This window comes from Aeromonas enteropelogenes (genome assembly GCF_020097295.1).
GTDB lineage: Bacteria > Pseudomonadota > Gammaproteobacteria > Enterobacterales > Aeromonadaceae > Aeromonas > Aeromonas enteropelogenes.
In genome coordinates this window covers 639,320-656,134 of sequence record NZ_CP083625.1, presented here as the reverse complement: position 1 = coordinate 656,134, position 16,815 = coordinate 639,320, and the positions used below count along the sequence as shown (strand labels likewise).

At 61.5% G+C, this 16,815-nt stretch carries 13 protein-coding genes; 6 read left to right on the top strand and 7 right to left on the bottom strand.

The features are described from left to right. Positions 1-218: 218 nt before the first annotated feature. Positions 219-662: a nucleotide triphosphate diphosphatase NUDT15 gene (locus LA321_RS02965; RefSeq protein ID WP_042071162.1), complete on the top strand. Its 444-nt coding sequence runs from the start codon at positions 219-221 to the stop codon at positions 660-662. Positions 663-787: 125 nt separating this feature from the next. Then, a complete protein-coding gene (chrA, locus tag LA321_RS02960) occupies positions 788-1,930 on the top strand; it encodes a chromate efflux transporter (RefSeq protein WP_042071163.1) in 1,143 nt (380 codons plus the stop codon). Positions 1,931-2,010: 80 nt separating this feature from the next. On the opposite strand, the gene msrB is transcribed toward chrA, so the two are convergent. The 4 genes from msrB to malQ form a co-directional block, all read right to left on the bottom strand. Then, on the bottom strand, positions 2,011-2,397 hold the full coding sequence (msrB, locus tag LA321_RS02955; protein WP_042026974.1) for a peptide-methionine (R)-S-oxide reductase MsrB: 387 nt from the start codon (positions 2,395-2,397) through the stop codon (positions 2,011-2,013). Positions 2,398-2,465: 68 nt separating this feature from the next. Beyond that, complete coding sequence (gene glgX / locus LA321_RS02950) at positions 2,466-4,622, bottom strand: glycogen debranching protein GlgX (RefSeq protein ID WP_042071165.1); 2,157 nt, start codon at positions 4,620-4,622, stop codon at positions 2,466-2,468. After that, positions 4,622-6,799, bottom strand: coding sequence for a 1,4-alpha-glucan branching protein GlgB (gene glgB, locus LA321_RS02945; RefSeq protein WP_042071167.1), 2,178 nt, complete (start codon positions 6,797-6,799; stop codon positions 4,622-4,624). The genes glgX and glgB overlap by 1 nt, the downstream gene beginning before the upstream one ends. A gap of 82 nt (positions 6,800-6,881) precedes the next feature. Then, a complete protein-coding gene (gene malQ / locus LA321_RS02940; protein WP_042071169.1) occupies positions 6,882-9,071 on the bottom strand; it encodes a 4-alpha-glucanotransferase in 2,190 nt (729 codons plus the stop codon). Positions 9,072-9,416: 345 nt separating this feature from the next. Here malQ and gap point away from each other — a divergent pair, with 345 nt between their 5' ends. Together gap and LA321_RS02930 are read left to right on the top strand one after the other, a co-directional pair. Next, a complete protein-coding gene (gene gap / locus LA321_RS02935; RefSeq protein WP_026457038.1) occupies positions 9,417-10,412 on the top strand; it encodes a type I glyceraldehyde-3-phosphate dehydrogenase in 996 nt (331 codons plus the stop codon). Between the two features lie 85 nt (positions 10,413-10,497). Further along, the gene (locus tag LA321_RS02930) at positions 10,498-11,364 is read left to right on the top strand and encodes a D-hexose-6-phosphate mutarotase (protein ID WP_042071171.1); all 867 of its coding nucleotides are present in this window, start codon (positions 10,498-10,500) and stop codon (positions 11,362-11,364) included. A gap of 69 nt (positions 11,365-11,433) precedes the next feature. Here LA321_RS02930 and nadA read toward each other — a convergent pair whose 3' ends face one another. The 3 genes from nadA to LA321_RS02915 all read right to left on the bottom strand — a co-directional run bounded on the left by nadA (position 11,434) and on the right by LA321_RS02915 (position 14,097). After that, a complete protein-coding gene (nadA, locus tag LA321_RS02925) occupies positions 11,434-12,507 on the bottom strand; it encodes a quinolinate synthase NadA (RefSeq protein ID WP_042026966.1) in 1,074 nt (357 codons plus the stop codon). Positions 12,508-12,721: 214 nt separating this feature from the next. Beyond that, the gene (locus LA321_RS02920; RefSeq protein WP_042071174.1) at positions 12,722-13,177 is read right to left on the bottom strand and encodes an NfeD family protein; all 456 of its coding nucleotides are present in this window, start codon (positions 13,175-13,177) and stop codon (positions 12,722-12,724) included. Next, entirely contained in the window at positions 13,174-14,097 is a 924-nt protein-coding gene (locus LA321_RS02915; RefSeq protein WP_042071176.1) for an SPFH domain-containing protein, read from the bottom strand. Before LA321_RS02915 ends, LA321_RS02920 begins: the two co-directional genes overlap by 4 nt. 256 nt (positions 14,098-14,353) lie before the next feature. On the opposite strand from LA321_RS02915, the gene cysG reads away from it, so the two are divergent. Both cysG and cysD read left to right on the top strand, forming a co-directional pair. Beyond that, the gene (cysG, locus tag LA321_RS02910) at positions 14,354-15,787 is read left to right on the top strand and encodes a siroheme synthase CysG (RefSeq protein ID WP_042071178.1); all 1,434 of its coding nucleotides are present in this window, start codon (positions 14,354-14,356) and stop codon (positions 15,785-15,787) included. A 105-nt stretch (positions 15,788-15,892) separates the two neighbouring features. After that, on the top strand, positions 15,893-16,801 hold the full coding sequence (gene cysD, locus LA321_RS02905) for a sulfate adenylyltransferase subunit CysD (protein ID WP_017781532.1): 909 nt from the start codon (positions 15,893-15,895) through the stop codon (positions 16,799-16,801). Positions 16,802-16,815 lie beyond the last annotated feature (14 nt).

The window sequence follows — 16,815 nt, the reverse complement described above, 5'->3', positions numbered from 1 at the left end:
AAAAAAACCATTCTGTGGGCAGATTTTGTCATTTTATGATGAATGGTTCACACTCGCTGGCGGCTTTCGCTACCATTCGCACCATTGTCGGGTTATTCAACCCCGTGGCAATGGCGCGCCAAGCGGCATCGCTAGGGTCGCTTGGCACTTGCTCCCCGGTATCATAGGGCCTAAGGTGGGCCTCCGTTCTAGTTGTCGTATCGCAAGGAGCTTCTCGTATGGCCACTCCCTATCCCCGCGTCGGTGTCGGCGTCATCCTGACCAACAGCCAGGGCCAGGTGCTGCTCGGCAAACGCAAGGGGAGCCACGCCCCTTACTGGTCCATTGCGGGCGGCCATCTGGAGCTGGGAGAGAGCTTCGAGTCGGCGGCCATCCGCGAGGTGGCCGAAGAGACAGGCTTTGTCATCAGCGACCCCAGAGTTATCGCTGTCACTAACAATCTGGAGACCTGGCGCGAGAGCGGGCTGCATTACATATCGGTCACCTTGCTGGCCGAGGTGGCAGGCGAGCCGCAGTTGCTGGAGCCGGAAAAGTGCGAGGGTTGGGTCTGGTGCGATCCTCGCACGCTGACCGAGCCTCATTTCGATGCCAGTCGCCAATCCATCGCTTGCTGGCTGGCCGGTCGTTGCTATCTGCCACAGCCAGGCCAGGAGACATCATAACCATCGCCAGCCGGCTGACCGTTCACTGCGATTTGCCAGCGGGATCACCCGAATAGTCATAACAGGTTCATCCCTTTGTCATATCATCCCGCCAGTGCCTTTTATAACAAGACAGGAGTGGTGGCGTGGGGCAGGTGTTTATTCAGTTTCTGTGGCTGGGTTGCGTCAGTTTCGGTGGGCCGGCCGCCCATATCGGCTATTTTCAGCGCACCTTCGTCGAGCGGCTGCGCTGGCTGACCCAGGCCGAGTTCGCCCAGTTACTGGCCCTGTGCCAGCTGCTGCCGGGACCCGCCTCCAGCCAGCTTGGCTTTGCCATCGGTCGCCACCGTGCGGGTCTGGCGGGCGCCCTGGCCGCCTTCATCGGCTTTACGCTCCCCTCCTTTGCGTTGCTGCTGGCCGCCGCCATCGGCGTGGGCCTGCTCACTGACAACCTCTGGCTGGAGGCCGCCCTGCACGGACTCAAGCTGTTGGCGTTGGTGGTGGTGGCCGATGCCGTGCTCACCATGAGTCGCCAGTTCTGCAAGACGGTACTGCAACAGGGGATCATGGTGGTGACCGCCGCCGCCCTCTGGTGGCAACCCGGCCTCTTGACCCAGCTGGTCATGCTGGCGGGCGCGGCCCTGCTCTGCGCACGTCAGGGGGAGGGAGCAATGGTGGCGGCGCCGCAGGCTGGCGAGCGGCGCCAGCCGCACTGGCCGACCTTGTTGCTGTTTGCCCTGCTGTTCCTCGGTCTGCCACTGCTGGCAACGGATCCCGCCAGCCGTCTGGCCGCCGATTTCTATCAGGCAGGCAGCCTGGTGTTTGGTGGCGGTCACGTGGTGTTGCCCCTGCTGCAGGAGAGCGTGGGGCATACCCTCAACCAGCAGCAGTTTCTGACCGGCTACAGCCTGGCCCAGCTGGTACCGGGCCCCATGTTTACCCTCGCCACCTACCTGGGGGCCCAGCTGTTGCCTGCAGCGCCGTTTGCGGGAGCCCTGCTGGCGACCCTGACCATCTTCCTGCCGGGATTTCTGCTGCTGTGGGCCATGGGGCCCTGCTGGCAGAGTTGGCTGGCCAACCCCAGGCTGGCGGGGGCGGTGACGGGGATCAATGCCGCCGTGGTGGGGTTGCTGCTGGCCGCCCTCTATCAACCGGTGTGGCAGAGTGCCGTTTTGGCGCCAACGGATCTGGCGCTGGCCGCCATTGCTTTCTATCTGTTGAGGGTCGTGAAGCTGCCCATTCTGGCCATGGCCGGCCTGCTGGTGGGGGCAGCCCTGCTGCTGGTCTGATGGCAGGCATGACTAGAGCCCAGTAAAAACGGCGCCCCTGATGTCAGGGGCGCCGTTTTCTATTGCTCGGGATAACTTGCTCAGGCTTCGGGATCGAAGTCCAGGCTCAGGCTGTTGACGCAGTAGCGCTGGCCGGTCTCGGTCGGGCCGTCCGGGAAGACGTGGCCCAGATGGGAGCCGCACTGGCTGCAGGTGATCTCCACCCGCTTCATGCCGTGGCTGTTGTCTTCGGTGTAGGTCACAGTCCCTTCGATGGCCCGGTCGAACGAAGGCCAGCCGCAGCCGGAGTCGAACTTGGCATCCGAGTGAAACAGCACGCTTTTGCAGCAAACGCACAGGTAGTCACCACTCTTGCGGTTGTGCAGCAGGGCGCCGCTGTAGGGGCGCTCAGTGCCTTTCTCCCAGCAGACGTGAAACTGCTCGGCGCTCAGCTTGTCGCGCCACTGTTCGGGGTTGTTACTGCTCATTCCGACTCCTCGCCACTGATAACGGTGCCCAGCATAGCGGCTCCGTAAAGCTGACTCCAGCATGCCTGTTATGGTTTGCCCGCATCTGTGATCGGGTTGGCAGGCGGCGCCACCACGGTGGCGGGAAGATGCGCCTCCTCATGGGGCAAGGCTTCTTCTGCCTGCTCATCCCGCACGATCCGCTCCAGCAGCTTGAGGGAGTGGGCCCGGCTGACCGCCACCTGGCGTTTGATGTCGTCAGGCAGGAACGGCAGACCGTCGTTGGTGGCCGTGTCTATGGTCTGGATCCACTCCATCCCCTCGCCGGGCGGGGGGAGGCGGAACTGGATATCGTAATCGCTGGCGTTGAACAGCACGTACCAGCGCTCCCCGGGGCAGGTGATCATGCCGATGTCCATGGCAAAGGCCTGGCCCATGGGGGCGTGCCAGTCCTGATCGGTGAGCTGATGACCATCCGGGTGATACCAGTTGACCTGGTGGCAGCTGGCGGGGGCACCGTTCCAGCTGTCGTCGCTCAACTGCAGATTGGAGAAGACCTCGGACTCTGCCCGCAATGCCATCATCTGCTGAGTGAAGGCAAACAGCCGTTCGTCCTCCGGTCGCCACTGCCAGTTGACCCAGCTTATCTGGTTGTCCTGGCAATAGGCGTTGTTGTTGCCAAGCTGGCTGCGCCCCATCTCGTCACCGGCCAGGAAGTGCGGCGTGCCCTGGGAGAGCAGCAGGGTGGCGATCATGTTGCGCTTCTGCTGTTGGCGCAGGTTGTTGACCCGCGGATCCAGGGTTGGCCCCTCCACACCGTAGTTGTTGGAGAGGTTGTTGCCGTGGCCATCCCGGTTGTCCTCGCCGTTGGCCTGGTTGTGGCGCTGGTTGTAGGAGACCAGATCCTCCAGGGTGAAGCCGTCGTGGTAGCAGAGGTAGTTGACGCTGGAGTGGGGCGCGCGCCAGTTCTTCGGGAAGAGATCCCGCGAGCCCACCAGCCGGGTGGCAAAGTCCCCCATCTTGCCAGCGTCGCCACGCCAGAAGGCGCGCACCGTGTCGCGGTAGCGGTCGTTGATCTCCAGCCATTGGCTCGGGAATTGGCCGAGGCGATAACCGAACGGGCCTATGTCCCAGGGTTCGGCGACAAGCTTGACCTGTGACAGCACAGGGTCTGCCATCAATGCCTTGAAGAAGGCGCCCATGGGATCGAACTCGCCCGCCTCTCGCGCCAGTGTCACCGCCAGATCGAAACGAAAGCCATCTACCTGCATCTCGGTAACCCAGTAGCGCAGGGCGTCGAGCACCAGACGCAGGGTGTTGGGATGATCCAGATTGACGCTGTTGCCACAGCCGGTCACGTTGGCGTGACGGCTGTAGTCGGGGCCGTGCGGACCCGCCTCGAAGGCGTAGTAGCCCGCATTGTCGAATCCCTTGAACGACAACATGGGACCATCGAAGCCCGATTCGGCGGTGTGGTTGTAGACCACGTCCAGGATCACCTCGAGCCCGGCCTTGTGCAGCTCGCGCACCATGGTCTTGAACTCGGTCACCGCCTCGCCCGTATGCGCGCTGTAGCGCGGTTCGGGGGCGAAGAAGGCGACGGGGTTGTAGCCCCAGTAGTTGCTGAGCCCCAGTTGCTCGAGCCTGGGTTCGGACATGAAGGCCGCCACCGGCATCAGCTGCACCGAGGTGATGCCGAGGGACTTCATGTGTTCGATCATCAGCGGGTGGCTGATGCCAAGATAGGTACCCTGCAGTGTTTTGGGGATCCCCGGATGCTGGCGGGTAAAGCCCTTGACGTGGGCCTCGTAGAGGATGGTACGGGCCGGTTCGATGGCAGGCTTGCCGATCTCCTGCCAGTCGAAGGCGTCATCCACCACCACCGACTTGGCCATCATGGCCGCACTGTCTCCCTGATAAAGGGCATCATCCCAGTAGAGGGGGCGGCTGAGGGCCCGGGCATAGGGGTCGATCAGCAGCTTGTCCGGATCGAACAGCATCCCCTCTTGGGGCGTGCCATGCGCCCGATAACCATAACGCTGGCCGGCTTTTACGCCGCGCACATAGCCGAATCGGTACTGGCCGCGTCGGCCAGGCAGTTCGAGCCGTGCCTGTTCCTGCTCGTTGTCGTCGAACAGGCAGAGTTCCACCCTGTCCGACTGGGGGGCCCAGACGCAGAAGTGGCAACCTGTTTCATCAAGACGGGCCCCCAGGGGGTGGCCCGACCCTTTTTCCATCACAAGCATCAGGACTCCTGTTTGATAAACAAGGTCGCCAAAGGCGGCAGATCCAGCACTATGCTGTGCGCCATTCCCTGCCAGGGGGTTGGCTCGGCGGCGAACACCAGACCCACATCATAGTTGCTGCCCCAGTAATACTCGCTGTCGGTGTTGAGCACCACCCGGTAGTGGCCCGCCGCCGGTACGCCGAGGCGATAGTCGGTGCGGGGAACCGGGGTGAAGTTGGCCGCGACCATGATGGCCTGCTCGCCCTCCTTGTCCGCTCGCAGCCAGGCAAAGATGCTGTTGTCGGCATCGTTGTGATCGAGCCAGCGAAAGCCTGTCTGCTCGTAATCGGCCTGATAGAGGGCCGGTTCGTGGCGATAGAGGTGGTTGAGGTCGTGGATCAGCCGCTGCTGGCCGGCATGCTTGGGGTATTGCAGCAGGTGCCAGGGCAACTGGGCATCGTGGTTCCACTCGTTGCTCTGGGCGATCTCGGTGCCCATGAAGTTGAGCTTCTTGCCCGGGTGGGCATACATGAAACCCATGTAGGCGCGCAGGTTTGCCGCCTGTTGCCACTCATCCCCCGGCATCTTGTAGAGCAATGAGTGTTTGCCGTGCACTACCTCGTCGTGAGAGAGCGACAGAATGAAGTTCTCGTCATAGTGGTACACCATGGAGAAAGTCATGTCGTTGTGGTGATAACGGCGGTGAATAGGCTCTTTTTGCATGTAGGTGAGGGTGTCGTGCATCCAGCCCATATTCCACTTGAAGCCAAAGCCCAGGCCGCCCAGGAAGGTGGGGCGTGAAACCCCGGCAAAGGCGGTGGACTCCTCGGCGATGGTCATGGCGTGAGGATACTTGCCGTACACCTCCTCGTTGGTCCACTTCAAGAGGCTGATCGCCTCGTAGTTGTAGTTGCCGCCATCGACGTTCGGCACCCACTCGCCGGCGTTGCGGGAGTAGTCCAGATAGAGCATGGAGGCGACCGCGTCCACCCGCAGGCCGTCGACGTGGAACTTGTCGAGCCAGTAAAGAGCGCTGGCCACCAGGAACTGGCGCACCGTATCGCGGCCGAAGTCGTAGATGTAGGAGTTCCAGTCCGGATGCCAGCCACGGCGCGGATCCTCGTACTCGTACAGCGGCGTGCCGTCGAAGCGGGCCAGGCCATGGGCATCGGAGGGGAAGTGGGCCGGCACCCAGTCGAGGATGACGCCGATCCCGGCCTGGTGGCAACTGTCGACGAAGAACTTGAAGTCGTCTGCGCTGCCGTAGCGGCTGGTGGGGGAGAACATACCTACCGGCTGATAGCCCCAGGAGCCGCTGAACGGGTGTTCGGAGACCGGCAGCAACTCGATGTGGGTGTACTCCATCTCCCGCACATAGTCGACCAGCTCCACCGCCAGTTCGCGCCAGCTCAGGCTATCGCCGTTGGAGTGGCGCTTCCAGGAGCCGATGTGCAGTTCGTAGATGGAGATGGGCTGCTCGCGCTTGTCGTTGCGCTGGCTCGCCACCCAGTCCGCATCCTGCCACTGGTACTGATCGTGGTCATAGACCACGGAGGCGAACGACGGGTACTGCTCGCAATAGAAGCCCACCGGATCGCTCTTGTGGGGCTGGCGGTTGCCCATGGGGTCTTTGAGTTCGAACTTGTAGCGCTCCCCGGCCTTGAGACCCGGCACGAACAGCACCCAGTGGCCGCACAGACTGCGCTGCATCGGATGGCGGCGGCCATCCCAGAAGTTGAAGTCGCCGATGAGGCTCACCGAGGTGGCGCTCGGCGCATAGACCGCAAAACGAACCCCTTCCACCCGTTGGCCGAGATGCTCCACGGTGCGCAACTGGGCGCCCAGGGTGTGGTAGAGGTTTTCCGGCTGATAGGTCAGTTCGGCGAGCCCTTCCCAGGCTGCGTCCTGGAACTGGTAGGGGTCTATGACGTCGGTGGTGGCATTCGGGTAGCTGACGATCAGCTGGTAGGGGAAGGGATTCTTGCGGCGGGTGAAAACAGTTTCAAAAAGACCTGTGTCATCGGAGGACGCCAGGGTGGCAACAACTTTGCCCGATTTGAGGTCCCTGACGCGAACTTCGGTGGCATCAGGCAACCAGGCGGTCAGTTTGAGGCCGGGCCCATCCGGATTGGCCTGCAGGCCTAAATGAGAGAAGGGATCGGAACAGCGGGCAGCAACCAAACGTTCAACGAGCATCGAGATTTCCTTTCATGACAGATCATCCGCTCCGGCCAGCGCCGGAGCGGATTGAGGTGAGTCAGCTGTGCGCGACAGCGGCTCAACGACTGGCCTCATCACGGGCACGGCTCATCTGGCCGGCCAGCGCCTTGAGCGCCTCATTGGCAAAAATATCCTCCAGGTCGGCGGAGAGCTTGCGGCGCCAGTTGGGGTATTCGTAACTGGTGCCCGGCACGTTGACCGGCTTGTCCATCTCCAGCCAGTCTTCCAGCTGGGTGCTGAACAGGGCGCAGCTGCCGCGGGACATGTGGATCTGCAGGCCATGGTTGAGCTCGGTATTCATGCCAACCCAGTTGACGTCACGACTGATGTTGTCAGAGATGACGTTGTGGGCGTGCAGGCTGTCGAGGATCCGCTGTTTGGCCTGGTGGCGATCAGCATACAGGGTCTTGAGAACGTCTTCATCCGGATACAATCCGAGCTCGCGTCCCAGCGCCAGATCGTCGCAATGCCAGAAGCCCTTGAGGGTCGGCATGTCGTGGGTGGTCAGGGCCGACATCGCCTGCTCGGCGTAGTGGGCCGGGGAGATGAAGCCACCGTCCTCCTTGGAGCGCTCGAAGAAGAACACCTTGTAGGAGTGGACGCCGTTCTCCTTCAGGGTCACGTCGATCCCCTCCGGCACAGTGCCGAGATCCTCGCCGATCAGCAGGCATTGATTGCGGTGGGATTCGAGGGCCAGGATGCCGAGCAGGTCGTTGACCGGGTAGTAGATGTAGGCGCCCTTGGCGGCGGACTCTCCTGGCGGTACCCACCACAGGCGCAGCAAGGTCATCACATGGTCGATGCGCAGGGCGCCGCAGGAGCGCATGTTGGCACGAAACAGATCCACCATCGGCTGATAGGCGGCTTCGAACAGCTGGTTCGGATTCATGGGGGGCAAGCCCCAGTTTTGACCGAGGGGACCCAGAATATCGGGCGGCGCACCGACCGAAGCTTTCGGGCAGTAGAGATCCTGGTTGGCCCAGATCTCGGTAGAGCCTTCGGAGACACCCACCGCCAAATCCCGGTAGATCCCCATCACCATGCCGGCGGCCTTGGCGCGGGCATCGGCCTGGGCCAGTTGCTCGTCGGCGAGGAATTGCAGATACAGGTAGAAGGCCACATCCTGCTGGTGTTCCGAGGCCCAGGCGGCGACCGCCGGGTTGTGGTAGTCACGGAAGGCCTCGGGCCACACCGGCCAGCCCCAGGCGTTTTCGCCCTTGGCGTAGAAGTGAGCCTGCAGGGCATCGAAGGTGGCCTGTTGTTGCAGGCTGTCGCCACCGGCGGCGACAAAGCTGTCGAATGCAGCCTGACGTTCGGCGCTGAGTTTGGCCTGGTCAAACACTTGGCGCAGCATGGCGATCTTGGTTTCGATGACGCCTGTGTAGTCGACGTTCTCTTTGGCGCGCAGCTCGGTCAGGCGCTGCTGGAAGGCGGGGCTTGCCACTTCCGCTTTGAGGCCTGTGTTCCCCTGGAATTCGGGGACGGCTGCCACGTCGATATAGGCGACGTTGAGCCAGCGACGGGATGAAGGGCTATAGGGGCTGGCGCTCTCCGGATTGGCCGGATAGAGGGCATGGATGGGGTTGAGGCCGACGAAGTGGGCCCCCCAGGCGGCCGCTTTCTCGACCAGCTGGCCCAGATCGCTGAAATCACCGATACCCCAGTTATGGCGGCTGCGCAGGCAGTAGAGCTGAACGCTCGGGCCCCATACCTTGCGGCCATTGGCAATGGGGGGCTGCTTGTAGCAAGCCTTGGGCGCGACGATGAGACGCATGGTGGCGAGCGGTTCGTCATTGCCCTCTTCCAGCAGTACCAGCTGGTGGTAACCCTGCTCCGGGGTTATCGCCAGGGTGACGCGATAGGCCTGGCACTCCATCTCCTCGAATTCAGCGACGCCGACCAGCTCGCCCTCTATGGGGGTGAACTGACCGGACAGCACGGCACCCTGCTCCTGTTGGAGCTGCCAGGTGAGGGCGTCATTGACGAATTCGATGGGGAGGCGGACGTCGAGGGTAACCGGCTCGCCGGTGCGAACCACCATCACGGGATCCAGCGCGCGCAGCCAGTGCTGGCGGTGCTCCTGCTCCAGCTGCTCGGTCAGGGCGGCTTCGTCATCGACGCGATAGCCCATGGCGCCCAGCATGGCGGCCTTGCTCTCTTCAGACACCTGGGCCGGTTGGCCCCAGGCATCGACATACTCGCTGGCGATGCCTTTTGCGGCAGCCAGCTGTTCGATCAGGGTGGTCATAGTTTGAGAATTCCCGCTGTGGATTCTATCTATACTATTTTGATTAATTTTTATGGGTGGTACTTGAACAGTGGCTCTTTGGCCATGCTAAACCGCGTTCATTTTTACATATCTGTCGTTATGGTTGTGTGACCGAGTAGGCACTATTGTTGATAATTGCGAAGGGGGCAAACAGGATGTTTTTTTGTCAAAGTACGGTAATCAGTTACATAAACAGAAAATAAATTTCACAGTTTTTCATGATATAGCGCAATTTCGGACCGAATGTTGGTTGACTCACCGTAGAGTTCTAGTAAATTTACAAGCGGAATTTTCTTTGACTACTGAACAGTTAGGTAACTAAATATGACTATCAAAGTAGGTATTAACGGTTTTGGCCGTATCGGTCGTTTCGTATTCCGTCTGGCTTGCGAGCGCAACGACATCGAAGTTGTTGGTATCAACGACCTGATCGACGTTGACTACATGGCTTACATGCTGAAGTACGACTCCACCCACGGTCGTTTCAACGGTACCGTTGAAGTTAAAGACGGCAACCTGGTTGTTAACGGCAAAACCGTACGTGTTACCGCTGAGCGTGACCCGGCCAACCTGCGTTGGAACGAAATCGGTGTTGACGTTGTTGCCGAAGCTACCGGTCTGTTCCTGACCGACGAGACCGCTCGCAAGCACATCGCTGCCGGTGCCAAGAAAGTTGTTCTGACTGGTCCGTCCAAAGACGCTACCCCGATGTTCGTCATGGGCGTTAACCACGCTACCTACGCTGGCCAGGACATCGTTTCCAACGCTTCCTGCACCACCAACTGCCTGGCTCCGATCGCCAAAGTACTGAACGATACCTTCGGTATCGAGTCTGGCCTGATGACCACTGTTCACGCTACCACTGCTACCCAGAAGACCGTTGATGGTCCGTCTGCCAAAGACTGGCGCGGTGGCCGCGGCGCGGCTCAGAACATCATCCCGTCCTCTACCGGTGCTGCCAAGGCTGTTGGCGTAGTTATCCCGGAACTGAAAGGCCTGCTGACCGGTATGGCTTTCCGTGTTCCGACTCCGGACGTATCCGTTGTTGACCTGACCGTTAACCTGAAGAAAGCTGCCACCTACGCAGAAATCTGCGAAGCGATGAAAGCTGCTTCCGAAGGCGCCATGAAGGGCGTTCTGGGCTACACCGAAGACGAAGTGGTTTCTACCGACTTCCTGGGTGAGCGTCAGACCTCCGTATTCGACGCCAAGGCTGGTATCCAGCTGACCGACAAATTCGTTAAAGTTGTATCCTGGTACGACAACGAAATGGGCTACTCCAGCAAGGTTCTGGACCTGATCGCTCACATCTCCAAGTAATTTGGGATGCGCAATCGCGTAGCTTGAAAAAGGCGGCCACTGGCCGCCTTTTTGTTTTTCGGTTCCCATGATGACAGGAGTCCACATGCAATCCATTCGCCCCCTGACCGCCAATTGCCAGCTCGCCAACAATGCGGCCGGTCTGCCGGTTCTCACCATCAGCAATGACAGCGCCAGGGCCGAGATCAGCCTGTTCGGCGCCCATGTGCTGAGTTATCAGCGCCATGGCGAACCCGCCTCCATCTGGTTGAGTGACAAAGCCGTGCTGGATGGCAGCAAGCCAATCCGTGGCGGCATTCCCCTCTGCTGGCCCTGGTTCGGCCCGGCGCCGGCCCGCGTCGGCAGCGGCAAACCCTCCCACGGCTTTGCCCGCACCAGCCTCTGGACGCTGGATGGCGTCTCCGATCACGCCGACGGTACCCTGGTGCATCTCTCCCTGCGCGACAGCGAGGCGACCCGCACCCAGTGGGATCACGCCTTCGAGCTGGAGCTGGACGTGCTGGTAGGCAAGGAGCTCTCCCTGGTGCTGACCACCCGCAACACTGGCAGTGAGCCTCTCGTCTACAGTGGTGCCCTGCACACCTACTTGGCGATCAGCCAGCCGGAAGCCGTCAGCGTTAGCGGTCTGGGCGAACCCTATGCCGACAAGCTGACCGGTCAGGATGGCAAGCAGCAGGGGGCCTTGACCCTGAGCGGTCCGCTGGATCGCGTCTATTGGCAGCCCGAGGCGCTGGTCAGCATCCAGGATGGTGAGCGCGAGATCCGTGTGGTGAGTGGCAACCATGACAGTGTGGTGATCTGGACCCCCTGGCAGGAAGGGGCCACCGCCATGGCCGACATGAGTGACGACGGTTATCGCACCATGCTGTGCGTCGAGGCGGCCATCGCAGGCGAGGCGGGCGTCACCGTCGCCCCCGACGAGGAGCACAGCCTCTCCACCGTGATCATCTGATCGCCTGGCAAGTCATATAACAAGAGGGCTCCCGCGGGAGCCCTCTTTGTATCTCGTCATCAGGAGCAATCAGGCATTGCCCTGCGTCTTGAGCTTGAGTTCGGCGGCAAAGTCCAGCATGCGATCGAGGGGGATCAGGGCCTTGAGTCGCAAGGCTTCGTCCACATGGATCTCGTGGCGCTCGGCACCATCGGTGAGGGTGGACTTGATGGCCACCAGGCCGTTCATCGCCATCCAGGGGCAGTGGGCGCAGCTGCGGCAGGTGGCGCCATCACCACCGGTGGGCGCTTCCACCATCTCTTTCTCCGGACAGGCCTGCTGCATCTTGTAAAAGATGCCCCGATCGGTCGCCACGATGAGCTTCTGCTGGGGCAGCTCCCTGGCTGCCTTGATCAGCTGGCTGGTGGAGCCCACCGCATCGGCCAGTTCGATGACAGAGGCGGGGGATTCGGGGTGCACCAGCACGGCGGCATCCGGATTCTGCGCTTTCAGATCGCGCAGGGCGCGGGCCTTGAACTCGTCGTGGACGATGCAGTGCCCCTGCCAGCGCAGCATCTCGGCGCCGGTCTTCTTTTCGATGTAGGCGCCCAGGTGGCGATCCGGGCCCCAGATGATCTTCTTGCCCTGGCTGTCGAGGTGTTCGACGATCTCCAGCGCTATGCTGGAGGTCACCACCCAGTCAGCCCGCGCCTTGACCGCCGCCGAGGTGTTGGCGTAGACCACCACGGTATGGTCGGGATGGGCATCGCAGAAGGCGGAGAATTGCTCGATGGGGCAGCCCAGATCGAGGGAGCACTCGGCCTCCAGAGTCGGCATCAGCACTCGCTTGTGGGGGCTCAGGATCTTGGAGGTCTCCCCCATGAAGCGCACGCCTGCCACGATCAGGGTCTGGGCGGCGTGATCCCGGCCAAAGCGGGCCATCTCGAGGGAATCCCCGACGAAACCACCGGTGGCTTCGGCCAGCGCCTGAATCTCGGGATCCGTGTAGTAGTGGGCGACCAGCACGGCCTGACGCTCCTTGAGCAGTGCCTTGATGTCTGCGATCAGGGTCGTCTTCTGCTCGGCGCTCAGGGGAACCGGTTTGGCCGGAAACGGGTAGTCCATCTCGACTACCGGCGGGATACTGCTCAGTGCATTGCTCATTGCGACTGTTCCATCAACGCTTGGAAAGGCAAAAATTATAACCAGAAGCTGGGCACAAACCCATCAACAAATCGGTCCTTGTGCGGAGCTCGACATATCCCTCTGTTATTTCATCGGGTGGGGGAGCCGTCTGTTACTGATGAAGGGCCGCCATGGATATTGACCAACAAAAAGCCCGCGCGATGGCGGGCTTGGTGTCAGTCATCGAAGGCCCTCAGGGGAGGGGCTCAACCAGCAGGATATGGGAGTCATGCCCCGTCACTCTGACCCTGCTGCCCGCCGGGAGTGACTGGTTGCAGCGCACTGTCCAGACGGTGTCGTCCAGATGGACCCGGCTCATGCCCTGGGTGACGTCGTCCAGCAGGGTCAGCTCGCGTCCCAGATAGCTCTGCATCCGCTCGTTGATAGGGGCGGCGGCATCTTGGCCGGAGCGATCCCGCTGGTGCTGCCAGCGCCACCAGGCCCAGGTGGTGAGCAGGGATTGCACCGCAAACAGCAGCAGCTGAGCCTGCCAGCCGAAGGGCCACACCAGCAGCAACAGGCCCACTTCCAGCGCGGCGATGCCGGTCCAGAGCAGAAAGCCCACCGATCCCAGCACCTCGATGGCCAGCAGCACGAAGCCGAGCCCCATCCAGTGCCAGTAAGTCAGCCCCTCAAACAGGGCTGTCATGGTTTGCCGCCCTTGCCATCTTTGTTGAACAGCTCGGCCATGCCGGCCACCGAGCCTATCAGGCTGCCCGCCTCCAGCGGCATCATTACCACCTTGCTGTTGGGGCCTTCACCGATGCGGGCCAGCGCCTCGGTGTACTTCTGGGCCACGAAGTAGTTGATGGCCTGCAGATCCCCTTCGGCGATGGCTTTTGACACCATATGGGTTGCCTTGGCTTCTGCTTCTGCTGCCCGTTCCCGCGCCTCGGCGGCGAGGAAGGCGGCCTGGCGTTCACCCTCGGCCTTGAGGATCTGGGATTGCTTCTCCCCTTCGGCCTTGAGTATTTTGGACTGACGAACCCCTTCGGCTTCCAGTACTTCGGCCCGTTTCTGGCGCTCGGCCTTCATCTGGGCGTTCATCGCTTCTACCAGCGCCAGCGGCGGACGCACATCCTTGATCTCGATGCGGGTCACCTTGATCCCCCAGGGGGCTGTGGCGGCATCCATGGTGCGCAGCAACTTCTCGTTGATGGTGTCGCGCTGGGAGAGCATCTCGTCCAGCTCCATGGCGCCCAGCACGGTACGCATATTGGTCATGGTGAGGTTGCGGATGGCGCTGGTCAGATCGTTCACTTCATAGCCTGCCTTGCGGGCATCCACCACCTGCACGAAGCTTATGGCGTCTATGGTGACGTTGGCGTTGTCGCGGGAGATCACCTCCTGTGCCGGGATGTCCAGTACCTGCTCCATCATGATGATCTTGTGGCCGATGCGATCTATGTAGGGGATCAGCAGGTTGAGACCGGGGGTGAGGGTACGGGTATAGCGGCCGAAGCGCTCCACGGTCCAGTTGTAACCCTGCGGCACTATCTTGATCCCGGCGCTCAGGGTGGCGATCACCAGGAATATGAAAATTCCCAGCACAATCAATGATTCATTCATCATTTGACTCCGTTTCAATGTGTCTCGATAGACTATACCCCGCACGGTGAAAGCACCAGTCACCCGCTGCATGCCGGGCATTTCGCTACCCGCAATCTTCTTTTCTGCACCCTCTATTCAAGGGCATCGCACTCCCCCTGATTTGCCATCCTGCGGCAAAGCATATTCCCAAAAGATATAAATGAACGTTCTTTATTATTTTATCGCGCTTACCCATCCCGATAGAGTGCGCTCATCAGGTATGGAGAGATGCAAGATGGATTATTTGCCGATGTTTGCCAAATTGGACGGTCGCCCGGTATTGCTGGTGGGCGGGGGCGAGGTTGCCCTGCGCAAGGCGCGCCTGCTGCTGGCGGCCGGTGCTAGGCTGACCCTGGTCTCTCCTGAACTTGAACCCGCATTCGACGAATTTGCCAGTCGCTTCACCCATCTGACCGAGCGTTTCCGCCCGGATCATCTGGCGGGCCAACTGCTGGCCGTGGCGGCGACCGACGATCTCGAGGTCAATGCCCTGGTCTATCAGAGCGCCAACCAGCTCGGTCTGTTCGTCAACGTGGTGGACGACCCCAAGCGATCCAGTTTTATCTTCCCCTCCATCATCGATCGCAGCCCCATCATGGTGGCCGTCTCCAGCGGCGGCAAGGCGCCTGTGCTGGTGCGTCTGCTGCGCGAGCGGCTTGAGAGTCTGCTACCCCGCCACCTCGGCGGCCTGGCCGAGCTCTCCGGCCGGGTACGCGACCGGGCCAAGCGGGTGCTCTCTTCCATTTCCGACCGTCGCCGCTTCTGGGAGCGCGCCTTTGCCTCCAACACCCTGGCCGGTCTGATTGAGAAGGAAGATTGGCAAGGGGCCGAGAGCTGGCTGAACGAGGGTCTGGACAAGGCCCAGACCGAGGTGGGGGAAGTGGTGCTGGTGGGGGCGGGCCCCGGCGATCCGGGCCTGCTGACCCTCAAGGCGCTGCAACAAATTCAGCAGGCTGAAGTGGTGCTCTACGACCAGCTGGTCTCCGCCGAGATCCTCGATCTGGTGCGCCGCGATGCCACCCTGGTATCGGTCGGCAAGAAGGCGGGCGCTCACAGCGTGCCCCAGGAAGAGACCAATCGCCTGCTGGTGGAATATGCCAAGGCGGGCAACCGGGTGGTGCGGCTCAAGGGGGGGGATCCCTTCATGTTCGGCCGTGGCGGCGAGGAGCTGGAAGTGCTGGCAGAGGAAGGCATTCCCTTCTCCGTGGTGCCCGGCATCACGGCCGCCGCCGGTGCCACCGCCTATGCGGGCATTCCGCTCACTCACCGCGACCATGCCCAGAGCGCCGTCTTTATCACGGGCCACTGCCAGAAGGAGGGCAAGGAGCCCGACTGGCAGCAGCTCGCCGCCACCAGCCAGACCCTGGTCATCTACATGGGGCTGATGCGCTCCGAGCATATCCAGCAGCAGCTGGTGAGCCATGGCCGCAGCAGCGCCACCCCCATCGCCATCATCGAGCGCGGCACCACGGCGCGGCAGCGCGTGCTGACCGGCACCTTGGCGGATCTGGCCGAGCTGGCCGCTCAGGCGGTGAGCCCGTCGCTCATCGTCATCGGCGAGGTGGTCGCCCTGCGTGAACGGCTGGCCTGGTTTGGCGAGGGATATGAACAGAACACGGGGCGCAGCGATCTCGATGGCTGCGATCTCAAGCTGGTAAAGCTGGCCTGAACGCCGGCATAGAGAAGCGAATTGACGCTGCCGCCACTGCGGCCGCGAATTGAACCAACACCGCGCCCTGACCAGGCGCGTTAGCAATGAACCGAGGACCCAGACATGGACCGTGAAAGACTGACCCACTTGCAGCAGCTGGAAGCCGAGAGCATCCACATCATCCGCGAGGTGGCTGCCGAATTTGAAAACCCGGTGATGATGTACTCCATCGGCAAGGACTCCTCCGTCATGCTGCACCTGGCCCGCAAGGCCTTCTATCCGGGCAAGATCCCGTTCCCCTTGCTGCATGTCGACACCGACTGGAAGTTCAAGGAGATGATCAAGTTTCGCGACGAGACCGCCAGGAAGTACGGGCTGGATCTGATCGTTCACAAGAACCCGGACGGCCTCGCCATGGGCATCAACCCCTTCGTGCACGGCAGCGGCAAGCACACCGACATCATGAAGACCGAGGGGCTCAAGCAGGCGCTCAACAAATACGGCTTCGATGCCGCCTTCGGTGGGGCCCGCCGCGACGAGGAGAAGTCCCGTGCCAAGGAGCGGGTCTACTCCTTCCGCGACAAGTCCCACCGCTGGGATCCCAAGAACCAGCGCCCGGAGCTGTGGCGCGTCTACAACAGCCAGGTCAACAAGGGTGAGAGCATCCGGGTCTTCCCGCTCTCCAACTGGACCGAGCTGGATATCTGGCAATACATCTACCTCGAGAACATCGACATAGTGCCGCTCTACTTCGCCGCTCATCGCCCTGTGGTGGAGCGCAATGGCATCAAGATCATGGTGGATGACGAGCGCATGCCCATCGGTCCGGAAGATGAAGTGAAACAGGAGCTGGTGCGCTTTCGTACCCTCGGCTGCTACCCACTGACCGGGGCCATCGAATCCAATGCCACCACCCTGCCGGAGATCATCGAAGAGATGTTGATCACCACCTCGAGCGAGCGGCAAGGGCGGCTCATCGACCACGATCAGGCCGGCTCCATGGAGCAGAAGAAGCGTCAGGGCTATTTCTAAAAAAATGTTCTAAG

Coding starts and splice junctions, on each gene's coding strand:
- LA321_RS02965 (WP_042071162.1), top strand. CDS start 219: ATGGCCACTCCCTATCCCCGCGTCGGTGTCGGCGTCATCCTGACCAAC.
- LA321_RS02930 (WP_042071171.1), top strand. CDS start 10,498: ATGCAATCCATTCGCCCCCTGACCGCCAATTGCCAGCTCGCCAACAAT.
- LA321_RS02915 (WP_042071176.1), bottom strand. CDS start 14,097: ATGAATGAATCATTGATTGTGCTGGGAATTTTCATATTCCTGGTGATC.
- gap (WP_026457038.1), top strand. CDS start 9,417: ATGACTATCAAAGTAGGTATTAACGGTTTTGGCCGTATCGGTCGTTTC.
- cysG (WP_042071178.1), top strand. CDS start 14,354: ATGGATTATTTGCCGATGTTTGCCAAATTGGACGGTCGCCCGGTATTG.
- glgX (WP_042071165.1), bottom strand. CDS start 4,622: ATGCTTGTGATGGAAAAAGGGTCGGGCCACCCCCTGGGGGCCCGTCTT.
- LA321_RS02920 (WP_042071174.1), bottom strand. CDS start 13,177: ATGACAGCCCTGTTTGAGGGGCTGACTTACTGGCACTGGATGGGGCTC.
- msrB (WP_042026974.1), bottom strand. CDS start 2,397: ATGAGCAGTAACAACCCCGAACAGTGGCGCGACAAGCTGAGCGCCGAG.
- cysD (WP_017781532.1), top strand. CDS start 15,893: ATGGACCGTGAAAGACTGACCCACTTGCAGCAGCTGGAAGCCGAGAGC.
- malQ (WP_042071169.1), bottom strand. CDS start 9,071: ATGACCACCCTGATCGAACAGCTGGCTGCCGCAAAAGGCATCGCCAGC.
- glgB (WP_042071167.1), bottom strand. CDS start 6,799: ATGCTCGTTGAACGTTTGGTTGCTGCCCGCTGTTCCGATCCCTTCTCT.
- nadA (WP_042026966.1), bottom strand. CDS start 12,507: ATGAGCAATGCACTGAGCAGTATCCCGCCGGTAGTCGAGATGGACTAC.